The sequence below is a fragment of the Sedimentitalea sp. XS_ASV28 genome (assembly GCF_041224545.1).
In the GTDB taxonomy this organism is placed as follows: Bacteria; Pseudomonadota; Alphaproteobacteria; order Rhodobacterales; family Rhodobacteraceae; genus Sedimentitalea.
Window position 1 is genome coordinate 1 of sequence record NZ_JBGFGP010000162.1, and the last position, 16,648, is coordinate 16,648.

Genomic DNA, 16,648 nt, shown 5'->3' on the forward strand with positions numbered 1-16,648 from the left:
GCCGTCGGCATGCCCGCCTCTTGCTCCTTGATCATCCCGATAATCTGCGCCTCGGTAAAACGGCTCTTTCGCATTCGTCTGCTCCTTCAAGGTTGGGCAGACTCTACATCATGATGAGGGATTTCGCGGGGGGCAGGTCACCCCAGATGGTCTTCCAACGACTTTATCTGAAAGGACAGCGCAGCCGGCGTGACATTCAACTCTTCGGCCGCGCGCGCAAATGACATGTGCCTCGCGGCGGCATCAAAGGCGCGCAATGCGGTGAGAGGGGGCAGGCGATCGGCCATGCCAGTTAAGTAATACTTGTCTGAAGGATTGAAAAGCCTCGTTTGTGCCTTTTATCCGCGCAACTCATATTAGGTGTCGCAGACAGATTTTCTGAATCATATGAGGCACGCCATGCTGGAAAGCACCACAAGCCCCGAAATGCGCCTTATCTTCCTGAAGGCACACGAAGACCGCGCCCGTCTGTTTTTTGCGCTCTGGCGCAGGCTGTTGCCGCGCCGTCATCAGCGGACGGTATGAAAAAGGAGCCGGCCCTGGCGGACCGGCCCCTGATCGTTTTTTCGGTTTGCGATGTGCTCGCTGCCGATCAGCCGAAGAACTGCGCCCCGTTTGCGGAAATCGTCGAGCCGTTGATGAAGCCCGCGTCATCGGAGGCGAGGAAAACGACACAGCGGGCAATCTCTTCCGGCTCGCCAAGACGACCGGCGGGGATTTGCGCGATGATGCTCTCGCGGACCTTTTCCGGCACGGCCATGACCATGTCGGTACCGATGTAGCCCGGGCAAACCGCGTTCGCGGTGATGCCTGCCCGCGCGCCTTCCTGCGCCAGGGAGCGGACGATGCCGATGTCGCCTGCCTTGGTCGCGGCATAGTTGACCTGTGCGAACTGGCCTTTCTGACCGTTGACCGAGCTGATCACGATCACGCGGCCGAATTTGCGTTCGCGCATGCCGGGCCAGATCGGGTGGACGGTGTTGAAGACGCCGGTCAGGTTGGTGTCGACCACCTGCTGCCACTGTTCCGGCGACATCTTGTGGAAGGGCGCGTCACGGGTGATGCCCGCATTCGCGACCACGACGTCGATGGGGCCGAGGTCCGCTTCGACCTGCGCGATGCCCGCCTTGGACGATTCGTAGTTCGCGACATCCCACTTGTAGGTCTTGATGCCGGTTTCCTCGGTAAAGGCCGCAGCGGCTTCGTCGTTGCCGGCATAGGTTGCGGCGACGTTGTAGCCTTGGGCTTTCAGCGCCTTGGAAATTGCGGCGCCGATACCTCGGCTGCCGCCGGTCACGAGGGCGGTTCTGGACATGTGTATCTCCTCCAAAATCAGGGTTCGTTGGTTTTTTTTATGGTTTCTTTCGTGTGTCACGGCGCGACCCTTCGAGGGGGCCGTGACACGTCATTCTGTCAATCGCGCGCGACGCACAGGGCGACACCCATGCCGCCGCCGATGCAGAGCGTGGCGAGACCCTTCTTGGCATCGCGGCGCTTCATTTCGAAGAGCAGGGTGTTCAGGACGCGGCAGCCCGATGCACCGATCGGGTGGCCGATGGCAATCGCGCCACCGTTGACGTTGACGATCTCGGGATCCCAGCCCATGTCCTTGTTCACGGCACAGGCCTGCGCGGCAAAGGCTTCGTTCGCTTCCACGAGGTCAAGATCGTCGGCGGACCATCCCGCCTTTTCCAGCGCCTTGCGCGATGCATAGATCGGACCGACGCCCATGATCGACGGATCGAGGCCGGCGGTTGCATAGGACACGATCCGCGCGAGTGGTTCGATACCGCGCTTTTCGGCGTTCTCGGCGGACATCAACAAGGTGGCCGCAGCCCCGTCGTTCAGACCCGACGCGTTGGCGGCGGTGACCGAACCGTCCTTGGTGAAGGCCGGGCGCATTTTTGCCATGGCTTCGAGATTTGCGCCGTGGCGGATGTATTCGTCGCTGTCCATCACGATGTCGCCCTTGCGGGTCTTGATGGTGAAGGGAACGATTTCGTCGACGAACTTGCCGGCTTTTTGCGCGGCTTCGGCCTTGTTCTGGCTGGCGACGGCGAACTGGTCCTGCTGTTCGCGCGAAATCTGCCATTTTTCCGCGACGTTTTCGGCGGTCTGGCCCATGTGATAGCCATTGAAGGCGTCCCACAATCCGTCGCGGATCATGGTGTCGATATATTTCATGTCGCCCATCTTGTGGCCGGCACGCAGGCTGGCGGCGTGGGGTGACATCGTCATGTTTTCCTGGCCGCCGGCGGCCACGATCTCGGCATCTCCGAGCTGGATATGCTGCGCACCCAGAGCGACGGCACGCAACCCCGAACCGCAGACCTGGTTGATGCCCCAGGCTGCGCTTTCCTGCGGCAGGCCGGCATTGATATGGGCCTGGCGGGCGGGGTTCTGTCCCTGCGCGGCGGTCAGGACCTGTCCGAGAATGGTTTCGGAGACCTCTGCTTTGTCGATCCCGGCGCGCTCGACCACGGCCTCGAGTACCGCGGCACCCAGATCGTGGGCGGGCGTGTTGGCGAAAGATCCGCCAAAACTGCCAACCCCGGTCCGTGCTGCAGATGCAATTACTACGTTCGTCATTTTCGCAAATCCTTTGCCAGCGTGCAGATATGAGGATCATTAACGGTTGCACAAGCAAGCGCAACCGACGCGCGAAACCCCCACTTCCGCATCGGACATAAAGGATTGACGCCGGGCCAGCAACTGACAGTGTGTCTCAGGTCGCAGCGCGACGTTGGGCCGGCTGCGGTATCCATGGCGGTCGCACCGTGGGCGCGCCGAACAGGTGACCTTGCAGGCAATCGACGCCGGAGGAGATCAGGAAATCGGCGTCGCGCTGACGTTCGACGGCACCGGCGATGACCAGCATGTCGAACTGTTTCGCAACCGAGACAAGGGCACGGACGATACACTGGTTGTCGGGGTTGTCGGCGAGATTTTGCATGAAAGGTCCGTTGAGCTTGACCGCGTCGAAATAGAAGTCGTTCAGGTATTGCAGCACCAGCGCCCCGTTTCCGAAATCGTCCAGCGCAAAGCCGATGTTGCGATCCTGCAGGTGGTCCATGAAATCGACGACGAGTTCCGGCATGGTCATTGCGGATTGCTCCGAAATTTCGAGAACGAGCCGCTCGCCGACAGATGCATTCTTTTTCAGGTGCCGGTCCAGGATGCGCATCCATCGCTTGTAACCGACGGAACGCACCGACATGTTCAGCGACAGACGGATTGACGGGTTGGCGGCCAGCGTCCGCAGCCCGGTTTCAAGCGCAATACAGTCGATTTCCCGGCCCAGTTCGGTCGCCTCGATTTCCGGCATGAAGGTTCGCGCGGGTATGACGCGCCCGCTCTGATCGAGCACCCGGATAAGCCCTTCGTAAAAGGCGGTCTTGCGTGGCGCACGCGCCTGCATGACGGGTTGGAAGGCCAGCATCGTCTGATTGGTTGCAATGGCGTGCTTCACCATCTCGAGCGCGTGCGATTCCCGTGCGGTGACGACCGCATCGACCGGGCTGTGGCCGCCTTCGGGAATGTCGGCCTTGATCCTGCGACGTCTCGACATGGCGCTCTCCTCGCTCGGGCATTGTCACAGCCGCGTGTCGCTGCGGCACGGGCAGCATCGGATACAGTGGTGAAAAACGTCTTAAGCCTCGCTTTTTCGCGGAAACTGGTTCAAATCCGTCATATAGAGGATGAAGAGGGTGCGATGGAACGCTGTGGTTGGGTCGGGTCAGAACAGATCTACAAGGATTATCACGACACGGATTGGGGTGTGCCCGAATATGACAGCCGTGCGCTTTGGGAGAAACTGATCCTCGACGGCTTTCAGGCCGGGCTGAGCTGGCTCACGATACTTAAAAAGCGCGAGAATTTTCGCGCGGCGTTTCAGGGCTTTGATCCCGATATCATCGCCGGCTGGGGCGAGGAGGAGGTTCTGCGCCTGCTGCAGGATGCGGGCATCATCCGGCATCGCGGCAAGATCGAGGCGACAATCGGCAACGCCCGCGTCTGGCAGAAGATCGAGCAGGCCCAGGGTTTTGACAGGTTTCTCTGGGATTATGTGGGTGGGACCCCGATACAGAACAACTGGCAGAGCCTCGCCGAGGTTCCCGCCCAGACGCCGCTGTCGGTGCAGATTTCAAAAGATCTGAAAAAGGCCGGATTCCGTTTTTGCGGCCCCACCATCGTCTATGCGTTCATGCAGGCGGTCGGCATGGTGAACGATCATCTCGTGACCTGCCCGCGCCATGCAGAGGTGGCCCGGATGGCCAGTAACCGGCCTCCGCTCTGAACCGCTGGGGCCGGTCTGCAGTATCATCCTTCGGGTGCGGTATCCAAAATCGCGGCGAGAATGGATTTGGCGCTGTCGGAATTCCAGTCCGCATCGCCTTGCAGCCGGGCAATTTCGTTGCCTTCGGGGTCGATCAGCACCGTGATCGGCAGGCCGAGAACGCCCATGTCGCGGGCGATCGCCTGTTTCGGATCCTGATGGCGGGGCAGGTTGGTGACGCCGATTTCGTCAAAGAACTTCTGGATGCCGACAGGCGAGTTGCGCCCGGTAGCGAGCGTGACGACCTCGAACGCGTCGCCGCCGAATTCGTCCTGAAGTGCCGAGAGCATCGGCATTTCCTTGCGGCAGGGCGCGCACCAGGTCGCCCAGAAATTCAGGAGCACATATTTACCACGGTAATCGGCCAGGGTGCCGGTGCCCGCGCCATCGGCCAGCATGAACTCTCCGTCGGATACCGGCCTGGGATCGGCATGGAAGACCAGCTTTTTCATGTCGCCTTCGCGCAGCGCCTCAAGCGCGGCGGTGTCCGCGGCGGCGATATTTGCACAGAGCGCAAGGGCCGTATAAACGAACCCGAACAACAGTTTTCTCATGTCCCCTCCGAAGGGTTTCCAAATAATGACCGATACGACCTCGAACCAGATGTGGGGCGGCCGCTTTGCCGCCGGACCGGACGCGATCATGGAGGCAATCAATGCCTCTATCGGGTTCGACAAGCGGATGGCGGCGCAGGATATTGCCGGGTCGCGTGCCCATGCCGCGATGCTGGCGGCGACGGGTGTGATCAGCGATAACGATGCGGCGGCCATTCGTGAAGGGCTGCTCACCGTTTTGTCAGAGATCGAGGCCGGAACATTCGAATATTCCACCGCGCTGGAGGATATCCACATGAATGTCGAGGCGCGCCTGAAACAGGTCATCGGCGAGCCGGCAGGCCGCCTGCACACCGGCCGATCGCGCAACGATCAGGTGGCGACCGACTTCAAGCTCTGGGTCCGGGACCAGTTGGATGCAGCGGAATCCGGTCTGCGCGCGCTGATCGACGCGTTGCTGGCGCAGGCCGAGGCAGGGGCGGATTGGGTCATGCCGGGTTTTACCCATCTGCAAACCGCGCAGCCGGTGACATGGGGTCATCACATGATGGCCTATGTCGAGATGTTCGGACGCGACCTGTCGCGGGTGCGCGACGCGCGGGCGCGGATGAACGAATGTCCGCTCGGGGCGGCGGCGCTGGCTGGCACCAGCTTTCCCATAGATCGCGACATGACCGCGACGGCGCTCGGTTTCGACCGCCCGTCGGCAAATTCGCTCGATGCGGTCAGCGACCGGGATTTCGCGCTCGAATTCCTGTCGGTGGCCTCCATTTCCGCCATCCACCTCAGCCGGATGGCCGAAGAGCTGGTGATCTGGTCCTCGGCGCAGTTCCGCTTTGTCACGCTGTCTGACCGGTTCTCGACCGGCTCGTCCATCATGCCGCAAAAGAAAAACCCCGATGCGGCAGAGCTGATCCGGGCCAAGATCGGGCGGATTTTCGGTGCGAACACGGCGCTCATGATGGTGATGAAGGGATTGCCGCTGGCCTATTCCAAGGACATGCAGGAAGACAAGGAACAGGTGTTTGACGCCGCTGACAACTGGATGCTGGCGCTCGCGGCGATGGAAGGCATGGTCAGGGACATGACGGCCAACCGCGAGTCACTCGCGGCGGCCGCCGGTTCGGGCTTTTCAACCGCGACCGATCTTGCCGACTGGCTGGTGCGGGTTCTGGGCCTGCCGTTCCGCGATGCGCATCACGTCACCGGATCGCTCGTCGCCGTTGCCGAGCAGCGGGGCTGTGACCTGCCCGAGCTTGACCTGGCTGACATGCAGGCGGTGCATCCGGCGATCACCGGGGACGTATTTGGTGTCCTTGGCGTTGAAAATTCGGTAAACTCGCGCATGTCATACGGGGGAACCGCGCCCGCCCAGGTTCGGGCACAGATCGAACGATGGAAAACAAAGTCATGATGAAATCCTGTCTTGTCGGTCTCTGTACGCTCTTGCTGGTCGGCTGTGGCGTGGATGGAGAACCGACGCCACCGCCGCCGAAGCCGCAGAAAGAAACCGGTATCCGGGTATCCGGAGAAGCGCGGGCCGGGATCAGCATCACGCGGAATGCAACGCCATTTGAGGACATGCCCATTCAGCTTGTCCCGGTGCTGCCGGAATAGCGGGGTCGGGTATGCGTGCGTTGGGTTCATCTCTGCTGGTGCTTCTGTTGCTGGCAGGGTGCGAACCCGATCCGCCTCTGGTGGGGCCGGATGGCGAGTTGATCGTGCAGCCCCCGCAGCCCGCAACGGCACAACCTGCGGTCAATGTCGGCATCGGTGTCGGTACTGGCGGCGGCGCCTATGGCGGGGTTGGCATAGCGCAGGGTCCATTCGCGGTGTTTCTCGGTTTCTGAGCGCGAGTTGCCCTCGCTCGGTTCCGTGCTAGGTCCTCCGTGGGATGCAGAGCGGCACGCCCGACCGGCCCTTGGGAGAGACACCGAATGAGCGCATTGCGAATGACCTATCTGGCCCTCGCCGTATGGGGGGCGATACATCCGATGTATTACTTTCTGTTCTGGTTCGCAGAGAACGGTTTTGATCTCGGCGCGCTGGTTCAGGCCTGGCATGTCAACGCCGCCAGCAGCGGGCTGGTCTGGGATCTGACGATTGCGGCGATTGCCCTGACGGTTTTCATCGTCGCCGAGTGCGTGGCCCGCCGTGCCTGGGCGGGACTGATCGCGATTCCGGCGACCTTTTGCATCGGTGTCAGCTGCGGCCTGCCGCTCTACCTGTTTCTGAGGTCGCGCCCGTCTGGCTGATACGCATTGATCCCGGCGCGGGTTTTGCTATGAGGCCGACATGGACCATTTTCTCTACAAGGACGGCGCCCTTCACGCCGAGGATGTGCCGGTGAGCGAGATCGCTGCCGCCGTCGGAACCCCGTTCTACCTCTATTCCACCGCGACGCTGTTGCGTCACTATGCGCTGTTTGACGAGGCGTTGGAGGGCACGGAGCATCTTGTCTGCTATGCGATGAAGGCGGCAGGGAACCAGGCGATCCTCAAGACGCTGGCGCAGGCCGGGGCCGGCATGGACGTGGTCTCGGTCGGCGAATACCTGCGCGCACGCGCCGCCGGGGTACCGGGGGAAAAGATTGTGTTTTCCGGTGTCGGCAAGACGACAGACGAAATGCGCACGGCGCTTGAGGGCGGCATTCGCCAGTTCAATGTCGAATCCGAGCCCGAGCTGGCGGCGCTGAACACTGTTGCGCTGTCGCTGGGCAAGGTCGCGCCGATCACCATCCGGGTCAATCCGGATGTGGATGCCAGGACCCATGCCAAGATCGCCACCGGAAAATCCGAAAACAAGTTCGGCATTCCGATTTCCCGCGCGCGCGAGGTTTATGCGCTCGCGGGGCGCATGCAGGGGATCGAGATTGTCGGCATCGACGTGCATATCGGCAGCCAGCTCACCGATCTGGCCCCGTTCGAGCAGGCCTACAGGCTGGTCGCGGATCTGACCGAAACCTTGCGCGCGGATGGTCACGATATCCGCCGCCTCGATCTGGGGGGCGGGCTTGGCATCCCCTACACGCGCAGCAACCAGGCGCCGCCGCTGCCGCTGGAATACGGCGCGATAGTCAAGCGTACGCTCGGCCATCTGGGTTGCGAGATCGAGATCGAGCCGGGTCGCCTGATCGCCGGCAATGCCGGTATCATGGTCAGCAGGGTGATCTATCTGAAATCGGGCGAAGGCCGCGATTTCCTGATCGTGGACGGTGCGATGAACGATCTGATCCGACCGGCGATGTACGATGCGCATCACGATATCGTGCCGGTGCTCGAACCCGAGGCCGGTGTCGAACAAAGACCCTATGACATCGTCGGCCCGGTTTGCGAAAGCGGCGACACCTTCGCAAGACAGCGCGGTCTGCCGCCATTGGCTGCGGGGGATCTGATCGCGTTTCGAAGTGCGGGGGCCTATGGCGCGGTGATGGCCAGCGAATACAACGCGAGACCGCTGATACCCGAGGTTCTGGTGAAGGGCGATCAATTTGCGGTCATCCGCCCGCGCCCGACCTTTGACGAAATGATAAATCGCGATACCATCCCCGGGTGGCTTTGACGCAATCCGGCGATCTGGCCACTCGGAGACCGTGATGGCCAGACATACACTCCCCCCGGCCCTGCATGCGGTGCGTATGCCCCTGGCATTGACGCGCGCGGGCATGCTGGCCGAACGGGTGTTGCGCTGTTTCTGGCCGCTGATCAGCCTGGTGTTGCTGGTTCTGGCGCTGCTGATACTCGGGATACAGGATCTCGTTCCGGTCGAGGCGGTGTGGGTGAGCGGGGCGGTTGCGATGCTGGGCGCCTGCGCGGCGCTGGTGCATGGTGTCCTGCGGTTTCATTGTCCAACCCGGGCCGAGGCACTGGCGCGGCTGGATGAAACCTTGCCGGGGCGTCCGATACGTGCCCTGCTGGACGAGCAGGCCATCGGGGCGGAAGACTCGCGATCCGCGGCGCTCTGGCGGGCGCACCAGGCGCGGATGGCGGAACGGGCGGCGACCGCCCGGGCACCTGCGCCAGACCTGAAACTCGCGCGCCGGGATCCGTTTGCGCTGCGCTATGTTGCGTTGCTGGCGCTGCTGGTCGCGTTGCTTTTCGGTTCGGTATGGCGGATCGGCAGCGTCGCCGAGATGACGCCCGGCGGGGCTGATTTGGCAAGCGGTCCGTCCTGGGAGGGCTGGATCGAGCCGCCGCGCTATACCGGCAAGCCGACGCTGTATCTCAATGACTTGACCGGCAAAACCCTGCAGGTGCCCGAAGGGAGCCGGATCACCCTGCGTTTCTATGGTGAGGTTGGCGCGCTGAGGCTGGCCGAAACCGTGTCGGCCAGAACCGCAGAAGAAGAAACCGGTTCCGATCCGGTGCAGGATTTCACTGTTGTCCGCAACGGCACCATCCAGATTTCCGGGGGGGGTGGACAGAGCTGGCGGGTCGAGATCATCGACGACACACCGCCGCAGATCGCCATGGCGGGCCCGGCGGAGGCGGAGGCCACGGGCGAGATGACATTGCCCTTTACCGCCAGCGACGACTACGGGGTTGTCGCAGGACAGGCTGTGATCGCTCTGGACATCGCGGCGGTGGACCGTCGCTACGGGCTCGCCCCCGATCCCGAACCCAGAGAGGCCGTGGCGGTGCCGCTGCCGATGCCGATTGCGGGCGACCGACGGATGTTCACGGAAACGCTGATCGAGGATTTCTCGAAACATCCTTTTGCGAACCTGCCGGTCACGGTCCGGCTCTCGGCCGAGGATGCGGCGGGGCATGTCACGGAGATCGACCCGTCGCCAATGGTGCTGCCGGCCCGCCGGTTCTTTGATCCTCTGGCGGCTGCGGTGATCGAGCAACGCCGCGATCTGCTCTGGACGCGCGAGAACGCGGCGCGTGTCGCGCAGATTCTACGCGCGATTTCACATCGGCCGGAGTCGCTGTTCCGCTCGGAAACAGCCTATCTGCGGCTGCGCGTGATCCTGCGCCGGTTGGAGACGTTCACGGCCCATGGGCTCAAGACCGCGCAGCAGGAGGAGATTTCGGAGGCGCTCTGGGCTCTGGCGGTATTGCTGGAAGAGGGCGATCTGAGCGATGCGCTGGAACGTCTGCGCCGTGCCCAGGAGCGGCTGAGCGAAGCGATGAAGAACGGGGCCAGCGATCAGGAAATAGCCGACCTGATGCAGGAACTGCGCGACGCCACCAACGAATACATGCGCCAGTTGTCGCGGAAGGCCCAGCAGGAGGGGGAACAGGGCCAGCAGGGGCAACCTTCTGAGAACGCCATGCAGATGACCCAGAACGATCTGCAACGCATGATGGACCGGATTCAGGAGTTGATGGAACAGGGGCGCATGGCAGAGGCGGAACAGGCGTTGCAGGAATTGCAGCAGATGATGCAGAACATGCGCGTCACCCAGGGACAAGGCCAGGGCGGCCAGTCCGAGGGCCAGCAGGCGATGGAAGGTCTGGTCGAAACCCTGCGCGAACAGCAGGGGCTGAGCGATCAGGCCTTCCGCGATTTGCAGGAACAGTTCAATCCCGGCGCGCAGGCTGGCGAAAACCAGGGCAATCAGGGTCGCAACGGAGGCCAGGGACAGGGACAGAGCCACGAGGGGCAGGGCGGGCAAGGCGAGCCATCCGGTGCGGAACAAGGCTCGCTCGCGGATCGGCAACAGGCTCTGCGCGAGGAATTGCAGCGTCAGCAGGGCAATCTGCCCGGTGCCGGCACACCCGAAGGCGAGGCCGCGCGCGACGCGCTGGACCGGGCGGGGCGCGCGATGGATGGCGCGGAACAAGCCTTGCGCCAGGACGATTACGCCGACGCGATCGACCGGCAATCCGAGGCGATGGAGGCGCTGCGCGAAGGAATGCGCTCGCTCGGTGAAGCGATGGCACAGCAGCAGGGCCAGCCGGGCCAAGGCAGCACGCAGGGCAATATGGAGGCACGGAACCGCGACCCGCTGGGGCGCGAAAGCGGTTCGAACGGATCGCTCGGCACGCCCGAAAACCTGTTGCAGGGCGAAGATGTCTACCGCCGCGCCCGCGAGTTGCTGGATGAAATCCGCCGCCGTTCGGGCGAGGGCGACCGGCCCGAAGTCGAACGCAACTATCTTCAGCGGCTACTCGAGCGGTTCTGATCCACCTGACATGAACTTCTTGAATACGGTGTCGAGCCAGACCCGTCCTTCGTCGATCTTGGCGACATAGAGCTCCATGTAGGATGCTGTTTGCGGCACGGCCTCGGTTATGGTGCGGGCATTGGTATATGCCAACGCGAGCAGCGCCGCGAGCAGGATGGTCAGGGTGATGCCGCGCATGAACCCGGTGCTGCCGCGCGCGGCCGGCGCGTGGCTGAAATTATCGTAAGCGGACTCGCCCGGTCTGCGCAGGGTCGAATTGATCTCGTCAATGTTCGGAAGCTTGCCGCCTTGCCGACCGGGCCTGTCCTGCGACGCCGCAGATGCGGCGGCATCCCCCCTTATATGGGCCATGCGCTCGCGGGCCTTGCGCGCGGTTTCGGAGGCTTCGGCGTCGGCGCGATCCGCGGCGGCGGGCCGGCTGTCCGTGGCTTCGGCGCGGTCGCGGCTGCGCAGGCGGGTTTCGCGCTCGGCTTCCTGTTGCAGGATGGCGCTGACACTGGGGTCGAGCTTGCGTCGGGGCGGTGCGGGTGGCGCCTTGGCCTCGTCGGCGGGATCGTCGTCCAGGAACGAGGCGGACGAAGCGCGCAGGTCGGGCTCGGCGCGCATCAGCGGATTGGGATGGGCAAAGAACCAGGAAGTGTCACAGTTGGAGCATTGAACGTCGCGGCCCTTTGGCGGAATCACCTTGTCGGGCACTTCGTACTGAGCGCCGCAATTCGGGCATGTTAGACGCATGCTGCCCCTCCTGATCCTGTCACTGCCTGCCGGATTGATCTTGTGCCGCAACCTTATGTGTTTCGGCAAGGGTTCGCAAAGGGCGAATTTCTCATGCGCAACGGCGCGGAAACGTGGCGAATCGGCATGGCATTGAAACTGTCCCGACGGTAAGGCACAAGGCGGTAATTGACAGGAGATTGGCCTTGATAGATCTGGAGCAGGTGGGATTCGACTATGGTGGGGGCGCGCTGTTTGGCGATGTATCCTTGTCCCTGCCTGCCGGGTCCTTTCATTTTCTGACCGGACCGTCCGGATCGGGCAAGACGACATTTCTGAAACTCTGCTACGGGGCGCTCAACCCCACCAAGGGGCGAATCCTTGCCTTTGGCGATGACGTCGCCGCGGCGACGCGGGACGATATGGCGACCCTGCGCCGTCGTATCGGCGTGGTGCATCAGGATTGCCGCTTTCTTGACCACCTGCCTGTCGCTGACAATATCGCATTGCCGCTGACGGTATCCGGTCGCGATCTGGCGCAGGAACAGCAGAATCTGGCGGATCTGCTCGGATGGGTCGGGTTGTCCGAGCGCGCCGATGCCTATCCCGCCGAGTTGTCGGGCGGCGAGCGGCAACGTGCCGCGCTGGCGCGTGCGGTGATCCTGTCTCCGGACGTGATCATCGCGGATGAGCCGACAGGCAATATCGACTGGGACATGTCCCAACGCCTGCTGCGCCTGCTGGTGGACCTGAACAGCATGGGCAAGACCGTTCTGATTGCCAGCCATGACATGTCATTGATCCGCGCGGCCAAGTCCGAGGTTCAGGCCCGGGTTCTGCGCATTTCGAACAAACAGGTGCAATTGGCGGGGGCCGATCTGTGAACATGCGACTCTTTTTCGGCCTTCTGTCCGGCGATGCCCGGAGCGACCGGGTCGTCCCGCCCAGCGGGACCACCTCGCATCTGACGCTGTTTGTCGCCGCTGCGATGGGGTTTCTTGCGGTATTCGCCCTGGCATTGGCAATGACGGCCGACCGCGTGGCCGACCGCTGGTCCGAAGCCCAGTCACAGAGCGCGACACTGCGCATTTCTGGTGACGCGGAGCAGCGCGAGGCCCGCACGGCGGCGGTGCTCGACATCCTGGCTGAAACGCCGGGAATCGCCAGTTCGCGGCCATTGACGGCCGAGGAACAGTCAGCCCTGCTGGCTCCGTGGCTGGGTGACGACCTGCCCCTCGGGGATTTGCCGCTGCCGCAGCTGATCGAAGTGATCGCCGAGAGGCCCGGATACGATACCGACGCGCTGCAACAGCGGCTGAACGACGAGGTTCCGGGCGCAGTCCTTGATGATCACAGTGGCTGGCGCGCGCCGATCGTGGACGCTGCGCGGGGGCTGCGGCGACTGGGGGTCATATCGCTGTTGCTGATTACCGGAACCATGGCCGCGACCGTGACGCTGGCGGCGCGCGCGACGCTGGCGGCGAATGCGCAGGTGATCGAGGTCCTGCGCCTTGTCGGCGCCGAGGATCGCTTTGTTGCCGGTGCTTTCGTGCGGCGGCTGACAGTACGGGCGCTTGTGGGCTCCAGCGCAGGCATGGTGCTTGGCGTACTTGCGGTTCTGCTGTTGCCGCCGGGCGGCGAAACCCAGGGTTTCCTGACAGAAATCGGGTTCGGCGGTCTTGGCTGGCTCGCGCCGCTTGCGGTCCCGGTCGTTACGGTGGTGGTGGCGTTTGTCGCAACGGGGATCGCGGCGCGGCAGAAACTGGCGGAGTTCAGCTGATGATGCATGCGGTGCAATGGGTGCGATCCCTCGTCTTCATCATCGTGATCTATTTCTGGATGGCTGTCCTTGGAATCCTGTTCACACCCTATGCAATCCTGTCCAAGCGCGGCGCCTTGCGGGCCTGCAAGATATATGCCCGCACAACTCTCGTCCTGACACGCTGGATGGTGGGCATTCACGGCGAGGTGCGTGGGACGGTTCCCTCTGGCGAGGTGATGGTCGCGGCCAAGCATCAGTCGTTTCTCGATATCCTGCTGATCTTTGACGCGGTGCCGCATGCCAAGTTCATCATGAAGCGCGAATTGCTGTGGACGCCGTTCATCGGGCTTTATGCCAAACGGCTGGGCTGCGTACCGGTCGACCGTGGCCGTCGCGGAGCCGCCGTCGCCAAGATGGTCAAGGACGTGGCGCAGGAGTTCAGCACTCCCGGACAGCTCATCATCTATCCACAGGGCACACGTGTCGCACCCGGCGACAGGAAGCCCTACAAGGTGGGCAGTGGCGTGCTCTACAAGGAACTGGGCCAACCCTGTGTGCCGGTGGCCACCAATGTCGGGCTGTTCTGGCCACGCAAGGGGATCATGCGCAAGCCCGGACTGGCGGTTGTCGAATTCCTCGAACCGATTGCACCGGGACTGGATCGCAACGAATTTATGCGTAAGCTCGAAGAACGTGTGGAAGCACGCTCAGATGAATTGATGCGCGAAGCGGGGTTCGATCCGGATGGAGCAGATTGATACGATAGAGGCGCTAGAGGCGTTGTACGGCACGCCCAGCGAGCCGGCGTTGCGCAAGGTCGCGCGGCGGATGACGCCCACCTATCGCAAATGGATTATGGCTTCGCGGCTGTGCGTGCTGACCACGGTTGGCGAAGGGGGCACCGATGGCAGCCCCCGTGGCGATGACGGACCCGTGGTGCAGGAGCTTGACCCCGGAACCCTGGCGATGCCCGATTGGCACGGCAACAACCGTCTGGATTCACTGCGCAATATCGTAAAGGACGGTCGTGTCTCGCTGATGTTCATGGTGGCCGGCTCCAACACCGTCATTCGTGTCAACGGGAGCGCCCGGTTGACTGCAGACGCAGAACTGCGCGGTCGCTTCGAACGCAAGGGCCGCCTGCCAACGACGGTTATCGTCATTTCGATTGACGAGATCTATTGCCAATGCGCGCGTGCGCTCTTGCGGGCGGGGATTTGGCAGCGGGATGATCGGGCCGGACTGCCGACGATCGGGGATATTCTTGCCGAGATGACCGATGATGAAATCGACGGCAAGGAATATGACCGGACCTGGACCGCGCGCGCGACCAAGACGCTTTGGTAGACCCACGCGCACCTGATCCGGGAGACCACCGCTTGCAGTTGTTTCGACCGGCGCGACCCGAGGATGCCGCCCGCTGCCGCGAAATCGAGGCGGCGGCCTATTCCGCGCGCGAAGCGGCCCCCCTCAGCCGGATTGCGGATCGTATCGCCACATATCCGCAGGGATTTCTGGTGGTTGAACAGAACGGGGTGATTGCAGGCTTTATCAACAGCGGCTGCGCCCATGACGTCGATATGGCCGACGATGCGTTCAAGGCGCTGGCCGGACATGATCCGGACGCGCCCAACGTGGTGATCCTCTCGGTTGCGGTGGACCCCGCCTTTCAGGGCATGGGGCTGGCCCGTGCCCTGATGCAGTCATTCGTGCGTCGCATGGTGGATGGGGGCAAGTCCAGCATCCACCTCATGTGCAAGTCTCACTATGTCCCGATGTACGAGAAGCTTGGCTATCGATACGTGCGCGGTTCGGCCTCGGGTTTTGCGGGCGCAGCGTGGCATGAGATGGTGATGAACCTGTAGCACCGTCAGGCCGCTGTCGCGCCGATGGCGTGGACCTTGCGGGTCCATTTTTCGATAAGACCGGACGTCGGACGGCTGGCGCCGGCGAACCAGGTGATGCGGGTCGGTTTGACGCCGACAAAGCCGAGTATCTGCCGCCTGAGCTGCCAGATCAACGCGCGGCGATACAGCAGTCGCATCGCCCAGCCCGGGGTGTCGGACGTGAGTATCACCCGTGCCGTGCGCCCCGACAGCAGTGGCGCGGGCATGCCTCCGAGCCCCGTGTTTCGGGTGTCAAAGGTGCGCCCCGGAAGGAACGTGCGATCAATCAACCCCTTGAGCCGTGCGGGCAATCCGCCCCACCACATCGGCGTGGCGAGGACCAGATGATCGCTCCATTCGATATCGCCCAGCACCTGTTGCAGGTCGGGTTCGAGCGGCTTGTAATTCTCGTAATTTCCCTGTCCGAAATCGTCGTCGAACGCGAGATCGCTCAGGTTGGTGACCCGCACCTCATGTCCCGCGGCGCGGGCGGCGGTGGCATAGGTTTCCGCAAAACGGCGCGACAGGCTGGTTTCGCCAGGGTGTCCGTTCAGGATGAAAATCTTCTTGGCAGGCACGGGAAGCTCCACAAATTGACCTTGGTCATTTACTTGCAATAAAAATGACCGTGGTCAATATTAATTTGACCTTGGTCAAAAAAGCTGCAACCCAAGGGCATGGCGAAACCCGTGCAAGAACGAACGCTCAAGACCCGTGCCCGTTTGATCGAGGTCGCGCAGGCGCTTGTGGCATCCGGCGGTTACGAAGCCTTGCGCGTCGAAGACGTGGTGTCCGGGGCGGGCGTGGCCAAGGGGACGTTCTTTGCCCATTTCAAAGACAAGGATGCGTTGATGGAACGGCTTGTCGGGGCGGAACTGGCTGCTCGCCTTGACCGTGCCGAAGTGTCGGAGGCCCCCGTTTCGGTCGCGACCCTGATTGCCGCGCTAAGACCGTTTCATCGTTTCATGACCTCCGAGCGCTATGTATTCGACCTGATCCTGCGCTATTCCGGGGCGGCCGCGATCGCCGAGATCGGACCGATCGCGCAATGCCTGCAGCGATATTCCGTGCTGGTCACGGGGTGGATCGAGGCCGGAGCCTACCGGCGGGACATATCGGCGGACCTGCTCGCCGAGGGGGTGCAGGCCTTTGCCGTCCAGGCCATGTCTCTGCAGTTCTGCGCCCTGCACCGGGCGCAGGATTTCGAGGAGCGGCTGACGCTTTATCTTGACGCCTGGATGGCCCCGGCGGCCTGAACCGCCG

The 16,648-nt window shown here is 62.8% G+C and carries 20 protein-coding genes and 1 pseudogene; 14 read left to right on the plus strand and 7 right to left on the minus strand.

Going from position 1 to position 16,648, the window contains the following annotated elements:
* Positions 1 to 140: 140 nt before the first annotated feature.
* Positions 141 to 287, minus strand: a pseudogene (locus tag AB9K34_RS17485) (LysR family transcriptional regulator); the annotation flags it as partial.
* A 112-nt stretch (positions 288 to 399) separates the two neighbouring features.
* On the opposite strand from AB9K34_RS17485, the gene AB9K34_RS17490 reads away from it, so the two are divergent.
* Positions 400 to 525, plus strand: coding sequence for a hypothetical protein (locus AB9K34_RS17490; RefSeq protein ID WP_369955710.1), 126 nt, complete (start codon positions 400 to 402; stop codon positions 523 to 525).
* Between the two features lie 67 nt (positions 526 to 592).
* Here AB9K34_RS17490 and phbB read toward each other — a convergent pair whose 3' ends face one another.
* The 3 genes from phbB to AB9K34_RS17505 form a co-directional block, all read right to left on the minus strand.
* Positions 593 to 1,315 (minus strand): acetoacetyl-CoA reductase, encoded by a 723-nt coding sequence (gene phbB / locus AB9K34_RS17495; RefSeq protein ID WP_369955711.1) that lies wholly within the window; start codon positions 1,313 to 1,315, stop codon positions 593 to 595.
* 98 nt (positions 1,316 to 1,413) lie between these two features.
* On the minus strand, positions 1,414 to 2,589 hold the full coding sequence (locus tag AB9K34_RS17500) for an acetyl-CoA C-acetyltransferase (protein WP_369955712.1): 1,176 nt from the start codon (positions 2,587 to 2,589) through the stop codon (positions 1,414 to 1,416).
* 136 nt (positions 2,590 to 2,725) lie between these two features.
* Entirely contained in the window at positions 2,726 to 3,568 is an 843-nt protein-coding gene (locus tag AB9K34_RS17505) for an EAL domain-containing protein (RefSeq protein WP_369955713.1), read from the minus strand.
* A 144-nt stretch (positions 3,569 to 3,712) separates the two neighbouring features.
* Between AB9K34_RS17505 and AB9K34_RS17510 the strand changes: the two genes are divergently transcribed.
* Positions 3,713 to 4,297, plus strand: coding sequence for a DNA-3-methyladenine glycosylase I (locus AB9K34_RS17510; RefSeq protein ID WP_369955714.1), 585 nt, complete (start codon positions 3,713 to 3,715; stop codon positions 4,295 to 4,297).
* Positions 4,298 to 4,320: 23 nt separating this feature from the next.
* Here AB9K34_RS17510 and AB9K34_RS17515 read toward each other — a convergent pair whose 3' ends face one another.
* On the minus strand, positions 4,321 to 4,890 hold the full coding sequence (locus AB9K34_RS17515; RefSeq protein ID WP_369955715.1) for a TlpA family protein disulfide reductase: 570 nt from the start codon (positions 4,888 to 4,890) through the stop codon (positions 4,321 to 4,323).
* A gap of 25 nt (positions 4,891 to 4,915) precedes the next feature.
* Between AB9K34_RS17515 and argH the strand changes: the two genes are divergently transcribed.
* From argH to AB9K34_RS17545, 6 genes are all read left to right on the plus strand, one after another.
* A complete protein-coding gene (argH, locus tag AB9K34_RS17520; RefSeq protein ID WP_369955716.1) occupies positions 4,916 to 6,304 on the plus strand; it encodes an argininosuccinate lyase in 1,389 nt (462 codons plus the stop codon).
* Complete coding sequence (locus tag AB9K34_RS17525; RefSeq protein ID WP_369955717.1) at positions 6,286 to 6,507, plus strand: hypothetical protein; 222 nt, start codon at positions 6,286 to 6,288, stop codon at positions 6,505 to 6,507. The genes argH and AB9K34_RS17525 overlap by 19 nt, the downstream gene beginning before the upstream one ends.
* 20 nt (positions 6,508 to 6,527) lie before the next feature.
* The gene (locus tag AB9K34_RS17530) at positions 6,528 to 6,740 is read left to right on the plus strand and encodes a hypothetical protein (RefSeq protein ID WP_369955718.1); all 213 of its coding nucleotides are present in this window, start codon (positions 6,528 to 6,530) and stop codon (positions 6,738 to 6,740) included.
* An 87-nt stretch (positions 6,741 to 6,827) separates the two neighbouring features.
* Positions 6,828 to 7,145, plus strand: coding sequence for a DUF2834 domain-containing protein (locus tag AB9K34_RS17535; RefSeq protein ID WP_369955719.1), 318 nt, complete (start codon positions 6,828 to 6,830; stop codon positions 7,143 to 7,145).
* 40 nt (positions 7,146 to 7,185) lie between these two features.
* On the plus strand, positions 7,186 to 8,451 hold the full coding sequence (lysA, locus tag AB9K34_RS17540; RefSeq protein WP_369955720.1) for a diaminopimelate decarboxylase: 1,266 nt from the start codon (positions 7,186 to 7,188) through the stop codon (positions 8,449 to 8,451).
* A gap of 34 nt (positions 8,452 to 8,485) precedes the next feature.
* Entirely contained in the window at positions 8,486 to 11,020 is a 2,535-nt protein-coding gene (locus tag AB9K34_RS17545; protein WP_369955721.1) for a TIGR02302 family protein, read from the plus strand.
* Here AB9K34_RS17545 and AB9K34_RS17550 read toward each other — a convergent pair.
* A complete protein-coding gene (locus AB9K34_RS17550; protein WP_369955722.1) occupies positions 11,003 to 11,758 on the minus strand; it encodes a zinc-ribbon domain-containing protein in 756 nt (251 codons plus the stop codon). The two genes, AB9K34_RS17545 and AB9K34_RS17550, sit on opposite strands and share 18 nt — an antisense overlap.
* Before the next feature lie 185 nt (positions 11,759 to 11,943).
* On the opposite strand from AB9K34_RS17550, the gene AB9K34_RS17555 reads away from it, so the two are divergent.
* Genes AB9K34_RS17555 through AB9K34_RS17575 form a run of 5 tightly spaced genes read left to right on the plus strand, consistent with a single transcriptional unit; the run spans position 11,944 to position 15,364 of the window.
* Positions 11,944 to 12,621: a cell division ATP-binding protein FtsE gene (locus AB9K34_RS17555; RefSeq protein ID WP_369955723.1), complete on the plus strand. Its 678-nt coding sequence runs from the start codon at positions 11,944 to 11,946 to the stop codon at positions 12,619 to 12,621.
* A gap of 2 nt (positions 12,622 to 12,623) precedes the next feature.
* On the plus strand, positions 12,624 to 13,517 hold the full coding sequence (locus AB9K34_RS17560; RefSeq protein ID WP_369955724.1) for a cell division protein FtsX: 894 nt from the start codon (positions 12,624 to 12,626) through the stop codon (positions 13,515 to 13,517).
* Entirely contained in the window at positions 13,517 to 14,257 is a 741-nt protein-coding gene (locus AB9K34_RS17565; protein ID WP_369955725.1) for a lysophospholipid acyltransferase family protein, read from the plus strand. Before AB9K34_RS17560 ends, AB9K34_RS17565 begins: the two co-directional genes overlap by 1 nt.
* Entirely contained in the window at positions 14,244 to 14,846 is a 603-nt protein-coding gene (locus tag AB9K34_RS17570) for a pyridoxamine 5'-phosphate oxidase family protein (protein ID WP_369955726.1), read from the plus strand. Before AB9K34_RS17565 ends, AB9K34_RS17570 begins: the two co-directional genes overlap by 14 nt.
* A gap of 32 nt (positions 14,847 to 14,878) precedes the next feature.
* Positions 14,879 to 15,364, plus strand: coding sequence for a GNAT family N-acetyltransferase (locus AB9K34_RS17575; protein ID WP_369955727.1), 486 nt, complete (start codon positions 14,879 to 14,881; stop codon positions 15,362 to 15,364).
* 5 nt (positions 15,365 to 15,369) lie between these two features.
* Here AB9K34_RS17575 and AB9K34_RS17580 read toward each other — a convergent pair whose 3' ends face one another.
* Positions 15,370 to 15,963 (minus strand): NAD(P)H-dependent oxidoreductase, encoded by a 594-nt coding sequence (locus tag AB9K34_RS17580; RefSeq protein ID WP_369955728.1) that lies wholly within the window; start codon positions 15,961 to 15,963, stop codon positions 15,370 to 15,372.
* A 111-nt stretch (positions 15,964 to 16,074) separates the two neighbouring features.
* Between AB9K34_RS17580 and AB9K34_RS17585 the strand changes: the two genes are divergently transcribed.
* Positions 16,075 to 16,641 (plus strand): TetR/AcrR family transcriptional regulator, encoded by a 567-nt coding sequence (locus AB9K34_RS17585; RefSeq protein WP_369955729.1) that lies wholly within the window; start codon positions 16,075 to 16,077, stop codon positions 16,639 to 16,641.
* Positions 16,642 to 16,648: the final 7 nt, after the last annotated feature.

Coding starts and splice junctions, on each gene's coding strand:
- AB9K34_RS17490 (WP_369955710.1), top strand. CDS start 400: ATGCTGGAAAGCACCACAAGCCCCGAAATGCGCCTTATCTTCCTGAAG.
- phbB (WP_369955711.1), bottom strand. CDS start 1,315: ATGTCCAGAACCGCCCTCGTGACCGGCGGCAGCCGAGGTATCGGCGCC.
- AB9K34_RS17500 (WP_369955712.1), bottom strand. CDS start 2,589: ATGACGAACGTAGTAATTGCATCTGCAGCACGGACCGGGGTTGGCAGT.
- AB9K34_RS17505 (WP_369955713.1), bottom strand. CDS start 3,568: ATGTCGAGACGTCGCAGGATCAAGGCCGACATTCCCGAAGGCGGCCAC.
- AB9K34_RS17510 (WP_369955714.1), top strand. CDS start 3,713: ATGGAACGCTGTGGTTGGGTCGGGTCAGAACAGATCTACAAGGATTAT.
- AB9K34_RS17515 (WP_369955715.1), bottom strand. CDS start 4,890: ATGAGAAAACTGTTGTTCGGGTTCGTTTATACGGCCCTTGCGCTCTGT.
- argH (WP_369955716.1), top strand. CDS start 4,916: ATGACCGATACGACCTCGAACCAGATGTGGGGCGGCCGCTTTGCCGCC.
- AB9K34_RS17525 (WP_369955717.1), top strand. CDS start 6,286: ATGGAAAACAAAGTCATGATGAAATCCTGTCTTGTCGGTCTCTGTACG.
- AB9K34_RS17535 (WP_369955719.1), top strand. CDS start 6,828: ATGAGCGCATTGCGAATGACCTATCTGGCCCTCGCCGTATGGGGGGCG.
- lysA (WP_369955720.1), top strand. CDS start 7,186: ATGGACCATTTTCTCTACAAGGACGGCGCCCTTCACGCCGAGGATGTG.
- AB9K34_RS17545 (WP_369955721.1), top strand. CDS start 8,486: ATGGCCAGACATACACTCCCCCCGGCCCTGCATGCGGTGCGTATGCCC.
- AB9K34_RS17550 (WP_369955722.1), bottom strand. CDS start 11,758: ATGCGTCTAACATGCCCGAATTGCGGCGCTCAGTACGAAGTGCCCGAC.
- AB9K34_RS17560 (WP_369955724.1), top strand. CDS start 12,624: ATGCGACTCTTTTTCGGCCTTCTGTCCGGCGATGCCCGGAGCGACCGG.
- AB9K34_RS17565 (WP_369955725.1), top strand. CDS start 13,517: ATGATGCATGCGGTGCAATGGGTGCGATCCCTCGTCTTCATCATCGTG.
- AB9K34_RS17570 (WP_369955726.1), top strand. CDS start 14,244: ATGGAGCAGATTGATACGATAGAGGCGCTAGAGGCGTTGTACGGCACG.